This is a genomic window from Brevibacillus thermoruber 423 (assembly GCF_000454065.1).
GTDB lineage: Bacteria > Bacillota > Bacilli > Brevibacillales > Brevibacillaceae > Brevibacillus > Brevibacillus thermoruber.
In genome coordinates this window covers 549,225-570,769 of sequence record NZ_KE695650.1, presented here as the reverse complement: position 1 = coordinate 570,769, position 21,545 = coordinate 549,225, and the positions used below count along the sequence as shown (strand labels likewise).

Annotated in this window: 24 protein-coding genes and 1 riboswitch; of the genes, 4 read left to right on the top strand and 20 right to left on the bottom strand. The window is 61.7% G+C overall.

The window, feature by feature from the left end; all coding sequences use genetic code 11:
- Position 1: 1 nt before the first annotated feature.
- The 7 genes from M516_RS0111110 to dacB form a co-directional block, all read right to left on the bottom strand.
- Entirely contained in the window at positions 2-793 is a 792-nt protein-coding gene (locus M516_RS0111110) for a putative hydro-lyase (protein WP_029099190.1), read from the bottom strand.
- Between the two features lie 87 nt (positions 794-880).
- Positions 881-2,068, bottom strand: coding sequence for an NRAMP family divalent metal transporter (locus tag M516_RS0111105; RefSeq protein ID WP_029099189.1), 1,188 nt, complete (start codon positions 2,066-2,068; stop codon positions 881-883).
- Between the two features lie 21 nt (positions 2,069-2,089).
- A complete protein-coding gene (locus tag M516_RS0111100) occupies positions 2,090-2,857 on the bottom strand; it encodes a LamB/YcsF family protein (RefSeq protein WP_029099188.1) in 768 nt (255 codons plus the stop codon).
- Between the two features lie 11 nt (positions 2,858-2,868).
- Positions 2,869-3,873: a 5-oxoprolinase subunit C family protein gene (locus M516_RS0111095; protein WP_029099187.1), complete on the bottom strand. Its 1,005-nt coding sequence runs from the start codon at positions 3,871-3,873 to the stop codon at positions 2,869-2,871.
- A complete protein-coding gene (pxpB, locus tag M516_RS0111090; protein WP_029099186.1) occupies positions 3,870-4,613 on the bottom strand; it encodes a 5-oxoprolinase subunit PxpB in 744 nt (247 codons plus the stop codon). Before pxpB ends, M516_RS0111095 begins: the two co-directional genes overlap by 4 nt.
- Positions 4,610-4,774, bottom strand: a complete 165-nt coding sequence (locus M516_RS25565) for a hypothetical protein (RefSeq protein WP_193746963.1) — start codon at positions 4,772-4,774, stop codon at positions 4,610-4,612. Before M516_RS25565 ends, pxpB begins: the two co-directional genes overlap by 4 nt.
- A 171-nt stretch (positions 4,775-4,945) precedes the next feature.
- Positions 4,946-7,840 carry a D-alanyl-D-alanine carboxypeptidase/D-alanyl-D-alanine endopeptidase gene (gene dacB, locus M516_RS0111080; RefSeq protein WP_029099185.1) on the bottom strand — a complete coding sequence of 965 codons (2,895 nt, stop codon included), beginning with the start codon at positions 7,838-7,840 and terminating at the stop codon, positions 4,946-4,948.
- Positions 7,841-8,039: 199 nt separating this feature from the next.
- Here dacB and M516_RS0111075 point away from each other — a divergent pair, with 199 nt between their 5' ends.
- Positions 8,040-8,582, top strand: coding sequence for a hypothetical protein (locus M516_RS0111075; protein ID WP_029099184.1), 543 nt, complete (start codon positions 8,040-8,042; stop codon positions 8,580-8,582).
- Positions 8,583-8,721: 139 nt separating this feature from the next.
- Positions 8,722-9,858 carry a glycosyltransferase family 4 protein gene (locus M516_RS0111070; RefSeq protein ID WP_029099183.1) on the top strand — a complete coding sequence of 379 codons (1,137 nt, stop codon included), beginning with the start codon at positions 8,722-8,724 and terminating at the stop codon, positions 9,856-9,858.
- Between the two features lie 452 nt (positions 9,859-10,310).
- Here the strand turns inward: M516_RS0111070 and M516_RS0111055 are convergent, their stop codons facing one another.
- The 9 genes from M516_RS0111055 to M516_RS0111015 all read right to left on the bottom strand — a co-directional run bounded on the left by M516_RS0111055 (position 10,311) and on the right by M516_RS0111015 (position 17,854).
- A complete protein-coding gene (locus M516_RS0111055; RefSeq protein WP_029099182.1) occupies positions 10,311-11,345 on the bottom strand; it encodes an ABC transporter substrate-binding protein in 1,035 nt (344 codons plus the stop codon).
- Between the two features lie 15 nt (positions 11,346-11,360).
- Positions 11,361-12,140, bottom strand: coding sequence for an ABC transporter permease (locus M516_RS0111050; RefSeq protein ID WP_029099181.1), 780 nt, complete (start codon positions 12,138-12,140; stop codon positions 11,361-11,363).
- Complete coding sequence (locus M516_RS0111045) at positions 12,140-12,916, bottom strand: ABC transporter ATP-binding protein (RefSeq protein ID WP_029099180.1); 777 nt, start codon at positions 12,914-12,916, stop codon at positions 12,140-12,142. Before M516_RS0111045 ends, M516_RS0111050 begins: the two co-directional genes overlap by 1 nt.
- Positions 12,901-13,581 carry a thiaminase II gene (tenA, locus tag M516_RS0111040; RefSeq protein WP_029099179.1) on the bottom strand — a complete coding sequence of 227 codons (681 nt, stop codon included), beginning with the start codon at positions 13,579-13,581 and terminating at the stop codon, positions 12,901-12,903. Before tenA ends, M516_RS0111045 begins: the two co-directional genes overlap by 16 nt.
- 8 nt (positions 13,582-13,589) lie before the next feature.
- Complete coding sequence (locus M516_RS0111035; protein ID WP_420796321.1) at positions 13,590-14,858, bottom strand: acetylornithine deacetylase; 1,269 nt, start codon at positions 14,856-14,858, stop codon at positions 13,590-13,592.
- Position 14,859: 1 nt separating this feature from the next.
- Positions 14,860-15,633 (bottom strand): thiazole synthase, encoded by a 774-nt coding sequence (locus M516_RS0111030; RefSeq protein ID WP_029099177.1) that lies wholly within the window; start codon positions 15,631-15,633, stop codon positions 14,860-14,862.
- A gap of 1 nt (position 15,634) precedes the next feature.
- Positions 15,635-15,838, bottom strand: a complete 204-nt coding sequence (thiS, locus tag M516_RS0111025; RefSeq protein WP_029099176.1) for a sulfur carrier protein ThiS — start codon at positions 15,836-15,838, stop codon at positions 15,635-15,637.
- Between the two features lie 231 nt (positions 15,839-16,069).
- Positions 16,070-16,180: riboswitch (TPP riboswitch) on the bottom strand.
- A gap of 39 nt (positions 16,181-16,219) precedes the next feature.
- Positions 16,220-16,606: a kinase-associated lipoprotein KapB gene (gene kapB, locus M516_RS0111020; RefSeq protein WP_029099175.1), complete on the bottom strand. Its 387-nt coding sequence runs from the start codon at positions 16,604-16,606 to the stop codon at positions 16,220-16,222.
- Positions 16,607-16,633: 27 nt separating this feature from the next.
- Entirely contained in the window at positions 16,634-17,854 is a 1,221-nt protein-coding gene (locus M516_RS0111015) for a serine-tRNA(Ala) deacylase AlaX (RefSeq protein WP_029099174.1), read from the bottom strand.
- Positions 17,855-17,951: 97 nt separating this feature from the next.
- Here M516_RS0111015 and M516_RS0111010 point away from each other — a divergent pair, with 97 nt between their 5' ends.
- Positions 17,952-18,341 (top strand): DUF2203 domain-containing protein, encoded by a 390-nt coding sequence (locus M516_RS0111010; RefSeq protein WP_029099173.1) that lies wholly within the window; start codon positions 17,952-17,954, stop codon positions 18,339-18,341.
- A gap of 42 nt (positions 18,342-18,383) precedes the next feature.
- Here M516_RS0111010 and M516_RS0111005 read toward each other — a convergent pair whose 3' ends face one another.
- From M516_RS0111005 to M516_RS0110995, 3 genes are all read right to left on the bottom strand, one after another.
- The gene (locus M516_RS0111005; protein WP_029099172.1) at positions 18,384-18,611 is read right to left on the bottom strand and encodes a hypothetical protein; all 228 of its coding nucleotides are present in this window, start codon (positions 18,609-18,611) and stop codon (positions 18,384-18,386) included.
- Positions 18,612-18,715: 104 nt separating this feature from the next.
- Positions 18,716-19,999, bottom strand: a complete 1,284-nt coding sequence (locus M516_RS0111000; RefSeq protein WP_029099171.1) for a glycoside hydrolase family 18 protein — start codon at positions 19,997-19,999, stop codon at positions 18,716-18,718.
- A gap of 66 nt (positions 20,000-20,065) precedes the next feature.
- Complete coding sequence (locus M516_RS0110995) at positions 20,066-20,377, bottom strand: thioredoxin family protein (protein ID WP_029099170.1); 312 nt, start codon at positions 20,375-20,377, stop codon at positions 20,066-20,068.
- Positions 20,378-20,581: 204 nt separating this feature from the next.
- On the opposite strand from M516_RS0110995, the gene M516_RS0110990 reads away from it, so the two are divergent.
- Complete coding sequence (locus M516_RS0110990) at positions 20,582-21,079, top strand: GNAT family N-acetyltransferase (protein WP_035289454.1); 498 nt, start codon at positions 20,582-20,584, stop codon at positions 21,077-21,079.
- A gap of 88 nt (positions 21,080-21,167) precedes the next feature.
- Here M516_RS0110990 and M516_RS0110985 read toward each other — a convergent pair whose 3' ends face one another.
- On the bottom strand, positions 21,168-21,542 hold the full coding sequence (locus tag M516_RS0110985; RefSeq protein WP_029099168.1) for a DUF779 domain-containing protein: 375 nt from the start codon (positions 21,540-21,542) through the stop codon (positions 21,168-21,170).
- Between the last annotated feature and the right edge of the window lie 3 nt (positions 21,543-21,545).

The window sequence follows — 21,545 nt, the reverse complement described above, 5'->3', positions numbered from 1 at the left end:
GTTACAGGACCCCGTACTGCGCGTCCCGCTGGTCGGTGATAAACATGTGACCCGGAGCGTGGGTGATCATCAACTCCGGCTTGCAGCGCATCGCCACGGCTTGCGGCGTCACGCCGCAGGCCCAGAAGACGGGCACTTCGCCGGGATAAATCGGGACGGGATCGCCAAAGTCAGGCGTGTTTACATCGGCAATCCCGATCTGCCGCGGGTCGCCGATGTGGACGGGAGCCCCGTGCACCGCCGGAAAGCGGGAGGTGACCTGTACCGCCCGCACCACCTGATCGTGCGGGATGGGCCGCATGCTGACCACCATCGGGCCGGAGAATCGACCCGCCTTTGCACAGTCCAGATTGGTCACGTACATGGGCACGTTGCTGTTTTGTTCGATGTGGCGAACCGGAATGCCGCTGTCCAGGAGCGCCTGCTCAAAGGTAAAGCTGCAGCCCAGCAAAAAGGCGACCATGTCCTCCCGCCACAAATGATCAATCCGGGTGACTTCCTCCGTCAGTTCACCGTTCCGGTACACGCGGTATCGGGGAAGATCGGTGCGCAGGTCGGCGTCCGGAGCCACCAGTTCCGGAACGGGTGATCCGGGTTCGGTCACATCCAGCACGGGACACGGCTTCGGATTGCGCTGACAGAACAGCAAAAAGTCGAAGGCGAGCGCCTTTGGCAAAATCACCAGGTTGGCCTGCGCATATCCGGCGGCCATTCCTGCCGTCGGCTTGTCCCAACGCCCCTCCCGCATCAACAGACGGGCCTCTTTCGGATGCATCGACGTAAACTCGTTCATTCTCAATCCCTCCCATTCGGTCGTGAATCGCACAGAAAACACCGCAGGCGGCGCGGCGAGCGTCCTGCGGCATCTCCTGCTTTCCGATTATTGGAACAGTTTTGGCAGTTCGTTTACCATGGTGTACACGCCCATGACCGCCATGGTGACGGTGACGATCAGGCCGAAGATGGTCATCCACAGCGGGTGCTTGTAATCCCCGACGATGTTTTTGCGGTAGGCGGCAATCAGCATGACCCCGAGCGTGAGCGGGAGGATCAAGCCGTTCAGGGCCCCCACCAGGACGAGGATTTTCACCGGACGGCCGACCAGCACAAAGACCAGCGTGGAAACGGCGATGAAGCCGACGATGATCCAGTTGTGGAAACGGTCGATCTTTTCATGGAACGTACGAATAAACGAGACTGATGTGTAGGCGCTGCCGATGACCGAGGTGATGGCCGCGGCCCACATGACGACGCCGAAGATCTTGTACCCCACCTGCCCTGCCGCCAACTGAAAGACGGACGCGGGCGGATTGGACGGGTCCAACTGCAGCCCCTGGGCTACAATGCCCAGCGCCGCGAGAAACAGGATGATGCGCATGACAGACGCGATGGCGATGCCGGAGACGGAGCTTTTCGTCACTTCCGGCAAGGAGGAAACCCCCTTGATGCCCGCGTCCAGGAGACGATGGCCGCCGGCAAACGTGATGTATCCCCCGACCGTGCCGCCCACCAGGGTGACGATCGCCAGTACGTCGATGGTGTCGGGAACAAAGGTTTTGATGACCGCTTCACCCACAGGCGGCGACGAGGTGACCGCGACGTACAGGGTCAGGGCAATCATGACAACGCCCATGAGCTGGGCAAATCGGTCCATCAGTTTGCCTGCCTCGCGCACGAGGAAAATCCCGATGGCGATGATTGCACTTACCAAAGCCCCCGTCTCTGCGGACATGCCAAACAGCACGTTCAATCCCAGACCCGCTCCGGCGACGTTCCCGATGTTGAACGCCAGGCCGCCCAGCACGACCAGCAGGGCGACGAGGTACCCCAAGCCGGGCAGGACCAGGTTGGCGACGTCCTGGGCCCGCCTTTCCGACACCGCGATAATGCGCCACACGTTCATCTGTGCCCCGATGTCGAGCAGGATCGACATCAGGATGACAAAGCCAAAACTGGCGGCCAGCTTTTGCGTAAAAACGGTCGTCTGCGTCAGAAAGCCGGGTCCGATGGCGGACGTAGCCATCAAAAACGCGGCGCCCAACAGCAAGCTGATTCTCGATGCTTTCATGAAATATCCCCCCGTTTGTCTCTACGCTGGATGATTCATCGCCTTGACCGCGATGCCGGACGCTTCCAGCGCCGCGCGAATGTTGCGGGCGAACGTCAGCGCGTGCGGACCGTCGCCGTGGATGCAGACGGTTTCCGCCGCAATCTCGATGTCCGTCCCCTGCCGTGTGGTCACCTTTCCTTCCTTGACCATGCGGATCACCTGGGAGACCGCCTGTTCGTCATCGGCAATCAGCGCATCCGGTTGGCTGCGCGGCGTCAGCGACCCGTCCTGCTGATAGGTGCGGTCGGCAAAGACCTCGCTCTTTACCCGCAGGCCGATTTTTTCCCCCTGCACAACAAGCTGACTGCCCGCGAGGCCAACCAGGTAGAGCTCCGGATTGACCCGGTAGACGGCTTCGGCAATCGCCCGGGCCAGCTCCGGGTTGGCGGCCGCCATGTTGTACAGGGCGCCGTGCGGTTTCACGTGCTGCATCGCGCCGCCTTCCGCCTGCACAAACCCCTGCAGCGCTCCCACTTGATAGACGATCAGATCGTACGCTTCCTGCGGGGAAATGGCCATGTTGCGCCGGCCGAAGCCCTGCAGATCGGGCAGGCCCGGATGGGCGCCGATCATGACGCCGTGTTCCAGCGCCAGCTTCACCGTCCGGCGCATCGTGCCCGGATCGCCGGCGTGAAAGCCGCAGGCGATGTTGGCCGACGTGATGTACGGCAGGATCGCTTCATCGTTCCCGATCCGGTAGGCGCCGAAGCTCTCTCCCATGTCGCAATTCAAATCCACGCGGTACATGCAAATCCCTCCTATGCGAGTTTGAACTGAATGCCCAGCTTGGCCTGGCGAATGCTGCACTCCCTGTCCAGCAGCAGCGCTTCCGCTTCGGCCCGGCTGATTTCGACGAACCGGATCACATCCCCCGGCTTGGTCTGGGCGATGAGCGGCAGATCGACACTGGCAATCTGGGCGATTTTCGGGTAGCCGCCCGTCGTCTGTCGATCGGCCAGCAGCACGATGGGCTTTCCCTCGGCCGGGACCTGCACCGTGCCGAACGACACGGCTTCGGAGATCAGCTCCGTCTGCCGGACGAGCGACAAGACAGGTCCCTCCAGCCTGTAGCCCATCCGGTCCGATTGCGGCGTGACCCGAAACGGCTGCGAAAAAAACGCCTCCTGGCTGTCTGCCGCAAACCAGTCCCACTGACTGCCGCGGATGGCCCGAATCACCGGTTGGGATTCGTACATCGGCAGCAGTTCCGGTCCGATTCCCCACTCCGCCGGGACAAACGCGCCCTCTTCCGCGTGCGTGCGCAGGTGGCGGATCATCAACGCCGACTGCTCCGGCAGCGGACCGGATTTCAAAACGTCTCCGGCACGAAGCGGCCGCCCCTCATGACCGCCGATTCCGGCCCGCAGGTAGGTGGATCGGCTGTTCATCACCACCGGCACCTGTATCCCTCCAGCCACGGCCAGGTAGCTGCGAGCCCCAAAACGGCAGCCGCCCGACTCCAGGACGGTGCCCTTTTTTACCCACACCGGTTTCCACAGCGGCACGGGAACGCCATCGATCGTGGGCGACAAATCGGCGCCGCAGATGGCGATCAGCGCGTCCTCCGTGAATTCGAGGGCGGCCCCGATCAGCGTCATTTCCAGCGTGGCGTCCGAATCGCGGTTGCCCACCAGCAGATTGGCGGCCCGGTGGGCAAACGGGTCCATGGCCCCGCTCACGATGACGCCGTGTTTTTGATAGCCGTAGCGCCCTGTATCCTGGACCGTCGTCAGCAGTCCGGGGCGGATGACGCGCATCGTCATGCCGATCCCTCCTCGTATGCGCGAAATTCCTCTTCGGTTACGGGAACAAACCGGACGCGGTCCCCCGCCTGCAGCAGGCTGGGCGGATCCGCTTCCGGACGGAACAGCCTCAGCGGCGTTCGGCCGATAATCTGCCAGCCTCCCGGTGTCTCCAGCGGATAGATGCCGGTCTGCTTGCCGGCGATGCCGACGGAACCTGCGGGGATGGACAGCCGGGGCGACTGTCTCCGGGGAGTGGCGATTTTCTCCGGCATCCCCCCGATATAGGGAAATCCGGGCGCGAACCCGATCATGTACACCTGGTAGTCGCCTGAGGCATGCGTTTCGATCACTTCCTGCTCCGTCAGGTTGTTGTGGCGGGCCACTTCTCCGAGGTCGGGCCCCACTTCGCCCCCGTAGAGAACGGGAATCTTCACCACCCGACCGCTGGCGGGGGCCGCTTCTCCCAGGCTGTTCAGCCTTTCGCGGATCTGCCCGCAGTACCATTCGTAGGGAGAAAACGGCGGCCGGCTTCCCCCGTCCGTCCGCTGCCAGCCTTTGTTCCGCTCGTATACCGCGACGGGGTCATAGAAAATCGTGACGGTGGCATAAGCGGGGATGTATTCCACCATGCCGGGCAGCGGATCCTGCTCCAGGGATGCGGAAAATTGCTTCACCTGCCCGTGGATGTGCGGGTCAATGCTTGTCCCGAACCGGACGACCACGGCATGATCGCCCAGCGGTTCCACATGTACCTTCATCGCCGATTCCCTCCTGTCGGTTTTCTCCATCCCAGACCGTGAACGGACGTGTTCGGGTGACCGGAATGTTCGACCGTTTCCGACAGCGGCAGCTGCCGGCGGTCGAGAAACAGATGAAGCAGATCCGCCGCCGTGCGGACCGTTTTGTTGATCTCCGACAAACCACACCCTCCGTTCCGATATTCGGAATTTTTGTTCCGTTTTCTATTTTTGTTTTTCATTATACGACAATTTTCAATCCATATACAATCGTGAATTTTCCGTTAATAGAAAACACCCGCAATCCACTTGCCGTCTTTCCGACAAGCGGCTTGCGGGTTCACCTTCTTCTGTCAGTCTTGAAAAGAGGCGAGCGCGATGGCGATCTGGTCCTGCATGTCGGTAAAGGTTTTGCCGTCTTTCGCATACCCGTTCAGCAGGATGGAGAACGCCAGCTTCTTGCCGTCCGGGGTGGTCACGTAGCCGGACAGGCTGTTTACGCCCGTCATGGAGCCTGTCTTGGCGCGCACGTTCTGTTCGGCCGCCGTTCCCTTCATCCGGTTTTGCAGCGTGCCGTCTACGCCGGCCACCGGCAGGGAGTCGTAGTACGCCTCAAAGGTCTCCTGCCTGCTCATTCCCTCCAGCACCGACAGGATGTGGCGGGCGGAGATGAGGTTGTAGCGGGTCAGACCGGAGCCGTCCACCATGTCGAAATTGGTTGGGCCCCCAAGCGATTGGACCGTGTCCCGCACGATCGTTGCTCCGGCGGCGGCGCTGCCTTCCTCGCCTTTGACTGCGCCCAGCGTTTTCAGCAGCATTTCGGCGTAGAAGTTGTCGCTTTTCTTGTTGAGATAGGAGACGATCTCCCGAAGCGGCTGCGACGCAAACTCCGTCCACTTGACCGCCTGGGCGGGAACGGTTCCGACCGATACCTTGCCGCTGCCGGCGAAGGTGATCCCTTCCTTTTCCAGCGTCTCCCGCAGGACTGTGCCGAAGTACAAGGCGGGCTCTTCCACCGGTACCCGTTCGTAGTCGCCTTTCGTTCCCAGCGGCAGGTTTCCGGTGACGCGGATCGTGTTCGTCCCTCGGTCGCGCGTGATGGCAAAGGTGTTTTCCTCACCGGCCGCGACCGTTTTCGCTTCGTTGATGACCTTGACGTACGCGGTCTTGGGCAGCAGATTTACCTGGACCGCCGCTCCCGCTTTCGCGCCCGGCTGGTACTCTACCATTACCGTGCCGCGGTTGAGGGCCAGCGCGCCGATCAGCGGATTGTAGTAGTAGCTCTCGTCGTCCCAGGCCCAGCCGAGGCCGAGCCGCTGGTCATCAAAATAGCTGTCGTCCAGCACGAGATTGCCGTTGATCCGCTTGATGCCCTGCGCTTTCAGCCAGCCGGCGATCTCTTCGACGGAAACGCCTTCCAGCACTTTCAGGCTGTCCTCCGTGTGCAGGGTGGGATCGCCGTAGCCCTTGACGTACAGATCGCCGTTCAGCACGCCGTTTTTCGGCAGGGGCACCGACCCGTACAGCTCCGTTTTGAATGTATACTCGCTCCCCAACTGGATGAGACTCGCAGCCGAAGTCAGCAGCTTCAGGTTGGAGGCCGGCGTCATCAGCGTGTCGGCGTTTCGCTCGTACCAGACGGCATCGTCCCCCGTTTCGTCCAGCGCCTTGACGATCACGCCCGCCGTAATTCCGGACTGATCGGCACCGTCGAGGATCGGGTCCAACAGCGCCGAGAGCTTGTAGGTGGCGGGCTCCAGCGCCTCGTATCCGTCCGGTGCGCTCAGCTCCGGGTACTGGGCCAGCAGGATCGCGATCTGGTCCTGCAGATCGCGGGCGTACTTCGATTTGTAGATGCCGTTGATCAGGATGGAAAACGCCAGCTTGTGGCCGTTCTTGGCGGTGACATACCCGGACAGGCTGTTCACGCCTCCCATCGAGCCGGTCTTGGCGATGACGTTCCGCTCCGCCGGCGTTCCCTGCAGACGGCTTTTCAAGGTGCCGTCCACACCGGCGATCGGCAGGGATGTTTCCAGCGCATCCCGGTACTCCTGCTCCTGCACGAAGGCGAGCAGTTTGACCATCTGCTCGGCGGTGATCCAGTTGAAGCGGGACAGGCCGGAACCGTCCACCTGCTGATAACCGGCGTCTACACCGGCCCGCTTCAGCACGTCGGCGACCACTTCGCTGCCCGCCTTGGCGCTGCCTTCCCCTTTTTGCGTGGCCCCGAGCGTCTTCAACAACATCTCGGCGTAGAAGTTGTCGCTCTCCTTGTTCAGCTCCACGAGCAGTTCGGACAGCGGTTTGGACAGGTGCGTATGGAGCGGGACGCCCGTGGTGACCGTGGTTTTGGCCGTTTTCGCCTGGGGACGCAGCGTGATCCCGGCGGCGGCCAACTGCCGCTTCCACACTTCGGCCGCAAACAGGGCGGGGTCTTCCATCGTCACGTCTTCCTGGTAGGGTTGGGCCTGGATGCCGATTGTTCCGGAAAAGACGACCGTATTTGTGCCGCGCGGCCGCTCGACACTGACCTCGCTTGTGGTGCCCTCGACGGTTTTCAGGTTGTTCACCAGCCGGATGTAGGACGTGTCCGGCTCCATCGTCAGCGTCGGCGCCTCTCCCGCTCGTTTCGCCGGCGTGACCGTTACGGTGATGCTGTTCTTATGTACCGCCAGTGCGCTCAGTTGGGCACTGTAGCCGTATGGCTCGTCATCCCACATCCAGCCGGAGCCGAGGCGGACGTCATCGAAATAGCTGTCGTCCACCAGCAGATCGCCGTTCACCTGGGTCAGCCCCTTCTCTTTCAGGGCGGCGGCGATACCCTGCAGGTCTGCGACAGACAGTCCGGGGTCCCCGTATCCTTTCACGATCAGGTCGCCGTTGAGCACGCCGCTCGGCAGCAGCCTGCCGGACGTGTACACCTCCGTCTTCCATTGGTAATCGGGGCCCAGTTTGTCCAGCGCCGCAATCGTGGTGAACAGCTTCAGGTTGGATGCGGGTACGTACGTTCGCTGGGCGTTGTGCCGGTACAGAAACGCCTTTTCGTTCAAATCGTAGACGGCGATGCCGGCGTGAAGACCGACGCTGTTCTCGTCCTGGGCCAGGTCGGCCAGCCGCTTGTCGATGTTGGCCGTCAGCGGGTCGGCTGCGGCCGCCGCGTTTTGGGCGAAGGCCGGCACCGCCGCCGCATTCAGCAGCAGCAGCAGCGTCAGCAGCCACACCCCGGTGCGTTTGAGTAAATGATTCATAATACCCTCCTTCTCCTAGTGTTGTGCCAGATTGAAAAATCTAGCAGCCCTACGTTCCATGATACCATTTTGCGGCATTTTTCGAAATATTGTTACAACAAAAAGGACAGTTTCTCCTGTATATCGTGCCGGATCGTATATCGCTTGCGGCAGCGTTCATACTAAAACGGAATGTGCCGTCTAGCGGGAGGGATTGAATGTGTGCAAAAAAGGACTGCTCGTTCTGATCGTACTGCTGCTGGTAGCCGTCCCGGCGTCGGCCCAGCCGGGCATTGCCAACCTGCGGGTGGACACCACTCCGGTCAAAGACGTGCGGGAGTTGGTGCGCCAGAGCACGCTGATCGTCGTCGGGACGACCGACGCCACCTACCGGTCATACCCGACAAGCAGACGAGTGGCCGCCGGGAGACTGGTCAATTTCGTGCAGATGGTGAAGATTGAACGATTCCTGAAAGGGTCGGGTTCCCGGACGGTCAAGCTGCTCAGCACCGGCGTCCAGCCGCTGCCCCCTCCTCCCGATCCGATCAACCTGATCTACCCGGGTCCGCTCGGCGAAGGCAGGTACGTCCTGTTTTTGCGGGCTCTTCCCGGCACGGATGTAAAAAGCGCCGTCGGGATCTGGCAGGGCGTTTATCCGCTCATCCAGGGGCGAACGATCGCGCTGCGGGGGGCGGGCTTTGCGGAGCTGCACAACCTGACCGTCGCCGAATTGGAACGGAAACTGAGGGCGGCCGGCCGCTAGGGCCCCGCAAGGCCGTTTGTGTCCCCGCACGGGCGGCCTATTTTGCGAAAACAGGTAGTCGTCTAGGAGATCGCACCCCTTCCCTACATAGGATATACGGGCATAAGCTCAACACTCGTACACGTGGAGGGGTGAAGAGGTGCGCATCCTGGTTATCTGTCCAGAGCAGCTGCCGGTCCCCCCGATCAAAGGCGGCTCCGTCGAATCCGTCACGTACAACATTTTCAAGCGCATGGCGCAAAGCGAGAAGGTCGTGGTGCTCAGCCGCAGCCATCCCCGCTTGCCGCGCGTCAGCCGGTACGTCGGCGGCAACCTGCTGGTGATCCGCGTCCCCAGCCGCAAGCCGTTCGCCTACCTGCGCTCCGCATTGGGCAAAGTGGCGGGACGGTCGTTTCACATCATCCAGATTGAGAATCGGCCGCGATTTGTTCCGTACGTGCGAAAGGTGTTCCCCCGGACGCCGATCATGCTGTCGCTCCACTCGCTCACCTTCATGTCCCGCCTGTCCCAACCGCGGGCCAATGCCATTCTCCGTCAGGTGAACGGCGTCACTTCCGTCTCTTCGTTTGTCACCAACACGATGAGACGGCGCTATCCCGCCCACGCCCGCAAATTCCGCACCGCCATCCCCGGGGTGGATGCGGCAAAATTCCGCCCGTGGTCGGCCGCGTCGAAACTGCGTCTGCGGAGACGCATGGGATTGGCCGGGAGTTTCAACGTCCTTTTCGTCGGACGAATGGTCAGAGGCAAGGGGCTGCATACCCTGATCCGCTCCGTCGCCCTGTTGAAACGGCGCATTCCCAACATCCGCTTGGTGGCCGTCGGCGCCTCCTGGCCTGGCGTGAGGCGGCAGACGGCGTACATGCGGTACGTCCGCAGTCTGTCCAAGCGCTTGCGCGTCCCCGTCCGCTTCACGGGCTACGTGCCGCCTTCCCGCGTGCACCAGATGTTTCAGCTCGGAGATGTCTTCGTCTGCCCCACCCTGTTTCGCGAAGGCCTGGCCACCGTCAACTCCGAGGCGATGGCGTCCGGCATCCCCGTTGTGGCCTCCAATAGCGGCGGGATACGGGAAGTGGTCGTACACGGACACAGCGGCTTGCTGGTCAACCAGGCCGGCAGCCCGGCCGCTTTTGCCCGCGCCATCGCCCGCATCCGCAGCAATCCAGCGCTGCGGAGACGGCTGGTCGCCAACGGCAGGGCAAGGGTCCGCTCCGCCTTCAACTGGCACGGCACGGTCCGCAGACTAAAGACGCATTACCGGGCTGTCCGATCATAGGCCAACCGGCCAAAAAAAGCCACTGACCGGCGTCAGTGGCTTCATCGTTGTTCCCCTTTATTCAAAACAAGATCAGGTACATGTAAATGGCGACGGACAGCGTACAAATCAACACGCTGCCGACAAACGTCCAGATAATCAGCTTGTTGTAGCGATCTTCGCGATTGTCGTTCATCAAAACGTCTCCTTGTCCTGAATTCCCCTTTCCATTATAAGACGGCTGCCGGCAAAAAGAAAAGCGTTTGTGGGACCGAAAAGGGAAAACGCACGGTTTATCAGCGCTGGGAGGAATTTTATCGCTTGTTCTGCGACCGGATCGGCCAGCTCGGCGAGGATGATCTGTTTGACCTGGACTACGCCATCCATAAAATCATTCGGATCCTGGGAAAGCTGTGACAACCAGCGGCAGACAACAAAGCCCAAACACGTTGGTCCGTGTTTGGGCTTCGCGTTTACTTCACCAGATTGCGCATGACTTCGTCCACGTTGACGTCTTTCGTGATCAGCTTCTCCTGTTTCATCCAGTCGATCAGCTTCTGCCAGGATTCGGCCGTCTGGCTGCCGAACGGCTGGTCGCCCGCGTCCATCAACGGCAGCAGGATGTCCAGGCTCTTCGTCTCCACGTCTTTATCCAGCGGGAACTCTTTGGCCTGTTTGTCCAAGAGGAGCTGGAGCGCTGTTTCCTTGTGTTTCGCCACGTATTCCTGCCCTTTGGCGGCCGCGCGCAGGAACGCCTCCAGCGCCTGCTGCTTTTTGCCCAGGGTCTCGTCGCTGGTGGCGATGACCAGCTCGTAGTAGGAAGGGACGCCAAAGTCACTGGGCTTGATCACGTTGACGGGCACGCCGTTTTTCTCCAGAATCAACTGTTCGTGGTTGATGTAGCCGCCCACGACCGCATCCACTTGTTTCGCCGTGAGCGCCGGGATGATGTCAAAGCCGATGTTGGTAAAGCTAAGGCCGGAATCATCCGCGCCCGCATGCTTCAGCACAGTGCGGACGATCGACTCGTCCAGCGGAATGGACGGGTAGCCGATGTTCTTGCCAACCAGCTTTTCCGGCGTGTCCAGACCGCTGTCCTTGCGCGTCATGATCACGTTCAGCGGCTGGCGCACGAGCGCCGCGATGGAGACGACCGGAATGCCTTCGGAACGCGCCTGCACCACCTGCGGCTGGTAGCTGATGGCCATGTCCACCTTGCCGACCGCCACCATTTTCAGCGGGTCGTTGGTGTCCGACGGCATTTGCAGGTGGACGTTCAGGTTTTCCTCGCGAAAATAGCCTTGTTCTTCCGCCGCGTAGAGGAACGAGTGCACGGCGTTCGGATACCAGTCGAGCGCGATGGTCAGTTCGGTCGGCTCGCCGCCGCCCGCCGCAGGCTGACTGGCTTGCGGCGCCGTTTCGCTTCCCGTCTGGCTGCCGCACGCCGCCAGCCCTGCCGCCAGCGACAGGGTCATCAGTGTCTTGGCCCATCTGGAAAAACGTTTCATGGTTCAACAGTCTCCTTACTGTGATTTCATCTGTTTCGGTGTGTTCGTGCGCGTATGCGGTGCGAACCGCCGCTCGATCGTGCCGGCCAGCCAGAAGAGCAGCATGCCGAGGACGGAGAGCAGCAGCACGGAGGCAAACAGGGCGGGCGCCTGGAAATTGCCCGATGCCCGCCGGCCGAAATAGCCCAATCCCTCGCTCGCGCCCAGCCACTCCCCGATGGTCGCCCCCCCCACGCTGTACGTGGCTGCCACCTTCAGGCCGCTGAAAAAATGCGGCAGGCTGGCCGGAAGCTGCAGTTTGGCGAAAATCTGCCAGCGCGTCGCCCCCATCGTCCGCAGCAGGTTGACCATCTCCGGGTCGGCCGCGCGCAGGCCGTCATAGGTACTGACGACGATGGGAAAAAACGTGAACAAGATCGTCACGGCGATTTTTCCCGACAGTTCGTAGCCGAACCAGAGAATGAAGACGGGCGACAGGGCGATGATGGGAATCGTCTGCGAAATAACGATATAGGGATAGACCAGCCGTTCCACGGTGCGGCTGAGATTCATCGCCAGGGCGAGCGCAATGCCGAACACGATCGACGCCGCCAATCCCATCAGCACTTCCCGCAGCGTCGCCCACAGGTGCAGGCCGAATAGCTGCTCGCGCAAATCCCATACGGCCAGCAGCACGGCGCTTGGCGGCGGGAGGATAAACGGCGGGATGGCAAACAGGCGGCAGACCGCCTCCCAGCCGGCCAAGAGCAGCACGAGCGAGGCGCCAAACCAGATTCCCCGGTAAACCGTCCTCATCACGCATACCTCCCGACCGGCTGTGCTGCCGTTGATTGGCGCAGCAGCTCCCAAATCTGCTCACGCAGCGCCTGAAACGCCGGGTGACTGCGGCTCGACAGCGAGCGCGGCCGCGGCACCGGGACGGCCAGTTCCACCGGGCGGCTGATCGGGCTGCCGAGAAGCACGACGATCCGGTCCGCCAGAAGGATCGCCTCGTCGATGTCGTGGGTGATCAACAGCATCGTGCTGCCCGTCTGCTGCCACATCGCAAGCAGCCACTCCTGCATCTCCATCCGGGTAATGCCGTCCAAGGCGCTGAACGGTTCATCCAGGAGCAGGAGGTCGCTGCCCGTCATCAGCGCGCGCAAAAACGAGACGCGCTGCCGCATGCCGCCGGAGAGCTGCGCGGGATAAGCGTCCGCCCAGCCGCCCAGACCGAAGCGGGGCAGCTCCTGCCGCACCCGGGCCTGCGCTTCTTTGCGCGGCATTCCCTGGATCTCCAGCGGCAGCGCCGCGTTTTCCACGACTGTCCGCCACGGCATCAGCAGATCACGCTGCGGCATATAGGCGACCTGCCCCAGCCGCCGGGCCGCCGGTTCGCCGTCCAGCCTGATCTCCCCGTCCTGCGGCTGCAGCAGGCCCGCCGCCAACTGAAACAGCGTGCTTTTGCCAATCCCGCTGGGCCCGATCAGGCTGACCAGTTCGCCGCGCCCGACCGTGAGCTGAAAACCGTCGAGAATGGCTTTCTCCCCGTAGGAGAATCGGACGCCCGCGAAGGCTAGTTTTTCTCGCACGGCCACATTTCCCTCCGGTACGCCATCTCCCAGAACAGGTACTCCATGCGCGACGTATTGAGAAAATGCTCTTCCAGACGGGCCAGTTCCCGCTTGCTTTTGCCTTCCGCCAGTTGATCCATCAGCCCGATCAGCCACTGCGCCAGTTGGCCGAACTCGTCCGAGCTGTAGGTGCGCACCCACTCGCCGTAGAGCTCATGATCCAGCGCGCCGTCCACCTGCGCCAGTTGCTTGCCGATCTCCCAATAGCTCCACATGCAGGGCAGAACGGCGCTGACCAGTTCGGCGAGCGTGCCTTGGTGGGCCACTTTCAGCATGTAGCTGGTGTAGGCCAGCATTACAAACGACGGCTGGGTCGCCTCCAGTTCTTCGCGGGAAATCCCGAAGCGGGCGGCGTACTGACGGTGCAGTTCCATCTCGTGATGGAGCGTCGCCTCCTGCAGGGCGGCAAACTTGGCGCTGGTGGCCAGATCGTCCGCCTTGGTGCTGGCGATCGCGAAGAGTTTGGCGTAGTCAATCAGGTAGACGTAATCCTGCTTCAGGTAAAACTTGAACGATTCAACCGGCAAACTGCCGTCGCCCAAGCCGGTTACGAACGGATGGCGATGCGTGCGCTCCCAGATCGGGGCCACGCTGTTCAACAGGCGCTGTGTAAAAGTCGCCACGACGATATTCACTCCTTCTCCGTGTTGCACCAGTCTGCGAGAAACCGGGCCATGATTTGCGCAAAGCGGACCAGTTCGTCCGGATCGATCGACTCGTCGACGGCATGGGCCTGGGACAGCTCGCCGGGACCGAATATCACCGCCGGAATTCCGGCGTGGGCAAACCAGCCCGCATCCGTCACGGTTCCGGACATGTCCACCACAGGCGGACACTGCATCTCTGCCTCATAGGCCCACTTCAGCCTGGACAGCGCCGGATGGCCGAGATCCAGTTCCAGCGAGGGGAAAATCTCGCCCCGCTCTTCGATCATCGACCGGCCTCCCCAGCGGAATGTGGGCGGGTGGTCCCGCAGCCACGGGTCGGCCGCGGCCGCCGCCAACACATGGTCTTCGATCTCGCGAATGATCGCTTCATGCGATTCGTTCGGGTAAAAATGGACGGTAATCCACAGCGCGCAGCGGTCGGCGATAAACGCCGCATGCCGGCCGCCTTCGATGACCGCGGGATTGATCGTGTTGCTGCCCGGCGGAAATCCGGGGTACGTCTTCATCACCGCCCAGTGGCGTTCCAGTTCCTGCAGCGACCCGATGATCTTCATCATCTTCTCGATCGCGGAGGCGCCGTGCACCCGTCCGCCGGCATGGATGGTTCTGGCCCGCATCCCGTCGTGCAGGGTGACGGGGCTCTCTACCATGATCCAGCCGGTAATCACGCCGCCCTGTCCCTGCATGTGCAGGTGGCTGGTGTCCACGACGACGGCGTAATCGGCGGTATAGCCCCGTTCGATGGCGGCGAGGGTGCCTGCTTCGCCCGCTTCTTCGCCGATCACGGACTGGAAGATCAGGTCGCCTTTCAGCTCGATTCCGTGCTCGCGCAGCATCTGAATGGCAAACAGGCTGGCTGCCAGGCCGCCTTTCATGTCAGCGACGCCGCGTCCGTACAGTCGTCCGTCCCGGCCGCGGGTGAGGGCGAACGGCGGATACGTCCAGCCGCTGTCGTCGCCCACTTCCGCCACGTCGATATGTCCGTTGACAATCAGGCTGTTCGCCCGCTCCGGTGCGGTGCCCCTCAGGCGGCCCACCACGTTGTCATCGCCGGGAAAGACCGTCCAGCGGTCCACGTCAAAGCCCAGCTCGCGCAGCTTTCGGGCGATCAGGCTCTGCGCGCCGCCGCTGTTGCGGGCGGGCGGGCTGACCGTGGGATGGGCGATGAGCTCGGCCAGCAGGGCGAACAGCTCTTCTCTCCGCTCGGCAATGGCTGCCGTGACGCGTTCCACGTTATTCAATCATCCCTTCTGTCGGACTGCTGGCCGAGGCGTAGCGCTTTTTCGGGATGCGCCCGGCGAGGAAGCCCTTGCGCCCCGCCTCCACGGCCAGTTTCATCGCTTCGGCCATCAGCACCGGGTTGTCCGCCAGCGCCACCGCCGTGTTCAGCAGGACGCCGTCCGCGCCCAACTCCATCGCCTTGGCGCAGTCGGCCGGCGACCCGATGCCCGCGTCCACGATCACCGGAACCTTGGCGTCTTCGATGATGAAGCGCAGGTTGTGCTCATTGAGTATCCCTTGGCCGGAACCGATCGGCGACGCCCCCGGCATGACCGCGTGCACGCCCACTTCCTGCAGCCGTTTGGCGAGAATCGGGTCGTCGTTGGTGTAGGTCAGCACGATAAAGCCTTCTTCCACCAGGATGCGGGAGGCCTCCAACGTGCCGATCGGATCGGGCAGAAGCGTCTTGGGATCGCCGATCACTTCCACCTTGATCATGTCGCACAGCCCCGACGCCTTGGCCAGCCGGGCGATCCGCACCGCCTCCTCGGCCGTGTAAGCGCCGGCCGTGTTGGGCAGCAGGGTGAATTTTTTCAAATCCAAACGTTCCAAAAAATTGGGCTCGTGCGGATTTTCCAAATTGAGCCGGCGCACGGCAAAGGTGAGAATCTCCGCTTCCGATACGGCCACCGCCTGGCTCTGCGTGTCCAGATCGGGAAATTTGCCGGTTCCCAGCAAGAGGCGGGAACGAAACTCATACGGTCCAATTTTTAATGTATCCATCATGTCAGCCTCCTCCGACAAAGTGAACGATTTCGATCCGATCGCCGTCCGCGACCGGCGTGGATTCATAACGGGCGCGGTCGACAATCTCGCCGTTGCGCTCGACGACCACGATTTTCTCCTGCAGTTGGTAGGACAGAAGCAGGGCCCGGACGGTATTGACCTCGTCGTCCAGCTCCACGCGCTTGCCGTTCAACTGTACCAGCATGTTCCCCCTCCTTTTGTCAGCGCCGCCGGGAATGGCCGGCCGCCTGTCGCCTTCCTGCCGTAAAAAAACGGCTTCCCTGCCTGACCGAACCCCAGACAGAAGAAGCCGTTCGCACGGATATCGGGCGGACGGCAAACAAAAAAACCATCCGCCACGGATGGTTTTGGTTGCGCATGTGCAGTGGTCGCACTCCGGCGCGCGTGACGCGGCACGGAATCACGACAGTGCGTTGATGCAGCCGATACCTCTTCCTCCGCTGGCATGACCCAGGTCAGGTTCAACGGTCAGTAACACATTCGTTACAATCTCAGCCGACTATGCTCGGCTCCCGTTTGGTATTGCGCTATGCGGTTTTGCTTGCTTGACTACTACAGTAGCACGCTATCCGTTGTTTGTAAAGGTCTCCTTGCGCAGTGCCTCCAGCTCGTCGAGACAGCGCTGGGCCCACGTGACCATCTTGCGCAGTTTGTCCATCTCCCGCTCCAGAGCGGTCCGGACCGATTCCTTGTAGTCGGGCACCGCTCCGCCGTAACGGATCACGGTCTGACTGGGCACCATGATCTTTTCCTGATAGGACAGGGCGGGACGCTGATGAAACAGCGGCACATCCACCTCGTACGGGTTGTGCAGGTCCCCCTGCGTCGGGTATTTCAGCACCGCAAGCACCTTGACCAGCAGTTTGTCCCCGTGATCTTCCAGCACTTCCGTTACGTATTCACCCGTCTTGTAGGAGACGCGGACCAGGTCTCCCGTGTTCCAGATCGACATGCCTTTCTCTCCTTTCCTGAAAAAGCGTCAGTCCTGTTGGACCCTGATCGATTCCTCCAGCAGCCGGCGGGCGTGGGCCAGCACCGCTTCCGCAGGACGGACCGGCGCGCCCCCTCCCTGGGCCATCGCCGGATTGCCGCCCCCCTTGCCGTCGATCAAGGGCAGCGTATCCTTCAGCAGTTGGTTCATCGGCAGCGCCACCTGCTCGCCGCGGGCGAACACGAACTGCAGCTTTTCTCCCTCCGCCGCGAACAGGCAGACCGCGTCCGCTGCCTGTGTCGTTACCAGTCTGGCGAGCTGCTGCAATTGCTGCATGCTTCGACCGGCCAAAACGGCCTGGACCAGCCGCATGTCGGACAGACGGGCCGCCTGCGCCAGCAGGGACTGCGCCTCGCCTTCGAGCAAACGTTTTTCTTTCTCCTCCAGCGTCTCTTTCAACTGCTCCCGTTCCGCCACGAGCCGCTGCGCCTGCTCGGCCAGCTCCGCCTCGCCGGCGTTCAGCGTGCGGGTCAACTCGCGCAGCAGCAGATGCTTGCGGGAATAGTCGGAGAGCGCCCGCCAGCCGCAGAGGAACGTTACCCGGATGTTGCCGCGGTGCCGCTCCCAGCCTGTGATTTTGATCGGCCCCACTTCGCCGGTCCGGGCCGGATGGGTGCCGCCGCAGGGGTTGTAGTCAAAGTCGGGGATGATCACCACACGGATGTTCTCGATGACGGTCGGCTGCTTGCGGAGAGGCATGACGGCCAGTTCGGCTTGCGTGACAAACCGGGCCTCGATGGGCCGGTTTTCCAGCACGATGCGGTTGGCCAGGGCCTCTACCCGCTCCGCCTGCTCGACGGACAGTTCGTCCAGCCGGACGTCGATGGTGACGTGATCCCTGCCGAGGTGAAAGGCGACGGTCTCCGCCCCCAGCGCCTCGACGAACGACGCCGAGAGAATGTGCTGCCCGGCGTGCTGCTGCATGTGGTCAAACCGCCTGGGCCAATCGATCTGTCCCGTGATCCGCTGCCGCTCCTGAGACAGCGGAGCTTCCAGCCGATGGCGGATGTCACCGTCCACTTCCTCCACGTCGATGACGCGGATGCCGTCCAGCTCGCCCCAGTCGCAGGGCTGCCCTCCCCCTGTCGGGTAAAAGGCGGTGCGGTCCAGCACCACGTACGGGGTCCCGTCGGGTTCCGTCCCCTGCATCAGCACGCACGCTTCAAACGTGTGCAAATACGGATCGTCATAGTACAATCGGTTGTTCATAGCCACTCCTTACTGCCGGTTCCTGTCTTCCTGCCGGCGTTCTGTCCATTTCCTCCGCTCGCGGTACTCCCTATAATAGAACCAGGAGGTGGGATGCTTGGCAAAAAAGTATTTCACGGTGGAAGAAGCCAACCGGATGCTGCCGTATGTACGCCAAGAGCTTTCCTTTTTGCAGGAGGCCAAGCGCCAATTCGCTGCAACCTATCAGGAGCTGCAGCAGGCAAAGAAACAGCAGCCCCCGGACGACGGCACGGTCTTTACGCTGGAATGCCGCCTGGAATTCATGGAACTGGAGGCGCAGATGCGCATTAACCGGCTCCACGAACAAGGCGTTCAGGTAAAGGATATCGATATCGGCCTGTTCGACTTTCCTTCGGTGCTGAACGGGCAGGAGGTGCTGCTCTGCTGGCGTCAGGGCGAGCCGACAGTCAGCCATTACCACGGCATTCACGAAGGGTACGCCGGCCGCAGGCCGATCGGCGAATAGCGGGCCGGTCGCGGACAAGCGGCGCTCATGGATGGGCTCCTCTCAGCCGGCCAGACGTGCCAGCTTTTGCTCCCGTTCCGCCCGTTCCTCCGGCGAAGCGAGATCGTATTTTTTCAACAGGTGGAACAGTTCGTTTAACGTCTCCTGGGACAGCGGCGTTGCGAGCAGCCCTTCCAGGCGGGCAGCCAGCGCTCCGGGCAGGTAGGGCGTCTGCTCCGCCAGCTTCGCCCGCACGTCTTCCGCGCTGTGATTCAATCTGCATTCTCCCATAGGCTCTCTCCTTCTTCCGTTTTGCACCATCATACCATGATTGGCAGGCGGAGAAAAAGGCGTACACCCCGTTCGGAGGTACGCCTTTTGTTTCGCCGCTTCGTTCACGCTCGCTTGCGCACGCGAAAATTGTCTTCGATCAACAGCCAGTTCTGCGGAAACGGCAGCCCCAGCTTCCAGTAGCTGACGCCGCGCAGTCCCAGTTCCTTGACCAGGTTGAATTTGGCCTGGATCGAACGGGCGTCTTCGAACCAGACGCGATGGCGGTTCTGCTCGTCGTCCGAATACTCGAAAAACGGCGCCTGCGCCCGATAATCGTACTGGATGTTGACATTCCTCTCCAGCGCCAGCGCGACCGCCGCCTGCGGACTGAGGGAGCGGGCCGTCGTTCCGGGGCGGTAGGGCAGCCTCCAGTCGTACCCGTACAAGTTTTGGCCCATCAAGATCTTGTTGGCGGGCATTTCCGTCAAGGCGTACTGCAGGACCCGGCGAACGGGACCGATGGGCGAAACCGGCATGGGCGGACCGCCGCTGTATCCCCATTCGTACGTCATGATCACGACAAAGTCGACGATCTCTCCGATCGCCCGGTAGTCGTGGGCGGGGTACCACAGCCCCGGCTGATCGGCTCTGGTCTTGGGCGCCAGAGCGGCGGAGACCATTTTCCCCACTTCGCTCGCCCGCTGGCGGGCGCGGCGCAAAAAGCGGACATAGGCGTCCCGATCGGTGGCGGGCAGGGCTTCCATGTCGAAGTGAATGTCGCCAAAACCAAGCCGCTGCGACGTACTGATGATGTTGTCCAGCAGGCGGTTTTGCACCGTCATGTCGTTCAGCACCAGGCTGCCCAGTTCCGAGCTGAACCGTTCCCCCTCCAGGTTGGTGACCACCAGCATCAGGACGTTCCGATTCGCCTGGGCAATCTCCGCAAAGTCATTCAGCGGCGGGGGCGACAGCGTGCCATCCCGCCTGATCCGAAAGCTGAACGGAGCCAGGTACGTGAGATGCGGCGACGCTCGGCGAACGTCCGCCTCCAACGCCGGCGGCACCGTCCGGCGCGGCTCGGCATAGGCATTGAAGTCGGCTGCCGGTCTCGGGCGCGGCGGAATGTACAGCCGCATTCCCACCTGTAGAGGACGGAATTGTGAGATTTGGTTGACCCGGGCCAGCTCCGCGGCACTGATCCCGAAACGCCGGCCGATGGTGTAGAGCGTATCCCCCTGCCTCACCCAGTAATAGCTGCCCCGAATGGGGATCACCAGCGCCTGTCCGATGACAAGCCTGCCGGACTCGGGGAGCTCGTTTGCCCGCGCAATCGCCTCGACCGATGAGTCGTACGCCTGGGCGATGCCTGACAGTGTCTGCCCCTGCTGTACCACATGAATTTGCATGCGCCTCCTCCTTCGCGTTTTGTCTCTCTCTTCCATGTATGCAACGCGCGGGAGATAGGTGTTTGTCTAGGCAAAACGCATGAGCACATGATACAAAAAATCAACCGAGCGAAGCGCGTAGTGCCGTTCGGCGACGGCCCCCCGCTCGAGGATGAGGAGCGCCGGCACGCTGGTCACCCGCCACATCTCCGCCAGTTCGGGCAGGAGGTTCAGATTGGCCCGGTACAGCGTCAAGCCGGGCAGCGCCTCCTGCACCACCGTTAGCATGCGCTCGGCCAGCTTGCAGGTGCCGCACAGCGGCGTGTAAACGAACACGGCTGCCGGTTTGTCCGTTTGGCTGGCGAGCAATTCCATTTCCGTCTTCGTCCATTCCCGCACAGGTGTTCTCTCCGTTTCTACAGTCAAGTCAATCGTCTTCTCATGCTAGCCGCAGGGGGAGCCGGTGTCAAGGACGTCGTCTTCACGAATGGTTCACGGAAAACGGCCCTGTGCTTGTGATCACAAAAAAAATGGAAGCGACCCCTTGATCATGTAAGAAAACCTCACATATAATTACCTCAAATGTGCAGGTGGTGAACCCATATGTCAAGGATTCGTGTACGAAAGGCAGCCGAATGTGACCTTCCCGCCCTTTTGGACATCTACAATTACGTTGTGCGCACTTCCGCTGCCACGTTTGACCTGGAGGAGCAGACCTTGGAGCAGCGGCGGAAATGGTTTGCGAAATTTGATGACCAATACCCTTTGCTCGTCGCCGATGAGGACGGGACCGTCGTTGGCTACGCTTGTTTGAGCAAATTTCGCGAAAAGCCTGCCTATCGCCAAACAGCGGAATCATCTGTCTATGTGCACCGCGATCATCAAGGGAAAGGAATCGGCAAACGGTTGATGACTGAACTCATCGGTCTGGCACAAACGCTGGGGTATCATACCATCGTGGCCGGCATTACCAGCGGCAACGAAGCCAGCGTGAACCTCCACGTACAGCTCGGATTTCAGCCGATCGGCGTTTTTCGCGAAGTCGGCTTCAAGTTTGGCGGCTATCACGACGTCACGTTCTACCAGCTCTTTCTGCGCTGAGTGTTTTCGTCGTAAAAACAGAGGCATCCCGAAGATGATCCTCCGGGATGCCCCGTTTCCTGATGGAATGGCACCGCGCCGCCGCTTGTCACAGCGCGCCGGTTTCTTTCAAGGTGCGGTACTCCTCGTCGGTAAACACCCGCGGGCGGGTGAGGAACCGGACGCCCTCCGGCCCTTCCAGGGAAAACATGCCCCCTCTCCCTGGCACCACGTCGATGATGAGCTGCGTGTGCTTCCAGTAGGCGTACTGGGCGGCGCTCATGTAAAAGGGCGTCTCGCCGATTTCGCCCAGCAGGACGTCGTTCTCACCGATGAGAAATTCTCCGCGCGGATAGCACATCGGCGAGCTGCCGTCGCAGCATCCGCCCGACTGGTGGAACAACAGCGGCCCGTACCTGCCCTTCAGCTGCTCGATCAACCGCAGCGCCGCTTCCGCAGCCAGCACTTTCGGCACTGTGCCCATGCG

What these genes read in the sequence shown, in the direction of transcription:
- M516_RS0111110 (WP_029099190.1), bottom strand. Translation starts at nt 793, where the DNA reads ATGAACGAGTTTACGTCGATGCATCCGAAAGAGGCCCGTCTGTTGATG.
- M516_RS0111105 (WP_029099189.1), bottom strand. Translation starts at nt 2,068, where the DNA reads ATGAAAGCATCGAGAATCAGCTTGCTGTTGGGCGCCGCGTTTTTGATG.
- M516_RS0111100 (WP_029099188.1), bottom strand. Translation starts at nt 2,857, where the DNA reads ATGTACCGCGTGGATTTGAATTGCGACATGGGAGAGAGCTTCGGCGCC.
- M516_RS0111095 (WP_029099187.1), bottom strand. Translation starts at nt 3,873, where the DNA reads ATGACGATGCGCGTCATCCGCCCCGGACTGCTGACGACGGTCCAGGAT.
- pxpB (WP_029099186.1), bottom strand. Translation starts at nt 4,613, where the DNA reads ATGAAGGTACATGTGGAACCGCTGGGCGATCATGCCGTGGTCGTCCGG.
- dacB (WP_029099185.1), bottom strand. Translation starts at nt 7,840, where the DNA reads ATGAATCATTTACTCAAACGCACCGGGGTGTGGCTGCTGACGCTGCTG.
- M516_RS0111055 (WP_029099182.1), bottom strand. Translation starts at nt 11,345, where the DNA reads ATGAAACGTTTTTCCAGATGGGCCAAGACACTGATGACCCTGTCGCTG.
- M516_RS0111050 (WP_029099181.1), bottom strand. Translation starts at nt 12,140, where the DNA reads ATGAGGACGGTTTACCGGGGAATCTGGTTTGGCGCCTCGCTCGTGCTG.
- M516_RS0111030 (WP_029099177.1), bottom strand. Translation starts at nt 15,633, where the DNA reads ATGATGGATACATTAAAAATTGGACCGTATGAGTTTCGTTCCCGCCTC.
- thiS (WP_029099176.1), bottom strand. Translation starts at nt 15,838, where the DNA reads ATGCTGGTACAGTTGAACGGCAAGCGCGTGGAGCTGGACGACGAGGTC.
- kapB (WP_029099175.1), bottom strand. Translation starts at nt 16,606, where the DNA reads ATGTCGATCTGGAACACGGGAGACCTGGTCCGCGTCTCCTACAAGACG.
- M516_RS0111015 (WP_029099174.1), bottom strand. Translation starts at nt 17,854, where the DNA reads ATGAACAACCGATTGTACTATGACGATCCGTATTTGCACACGTTTGAA.
- M516_RS0111005 (WP_029099172.1), bottom strand. Translation starts at nt 18,611, where the DNA reads ATGGGAGAATGCAGATTGAATCACAGCGCGGAAGACGTGCGGGCGAAG.
- M516_RS0111000 (WP_029099171.1), bottom strand. Translation starts at nt 19,999, where the DNA reads ATGCAAATTCATGTGGTACAGCAGGGGCAGACACTGTCAGGCATCGCC.
- M516_RS0110990 (WP_035289454.1), top strand. Translation starts at nt 20,582, where the DNA reads ATGTCAAGGATTCGTGTACGAAAGGCAGCCGAATGTGACCTTCCCGCC.
- M516_RS0110985 (WP_029099168.1), bottom strand. Translation starts at nt 21,542, where the DNA reads ATGGGCACAGTGCCGAAAGTGCTGGCTGCGGAAGCGGCGCTGCGGTTG.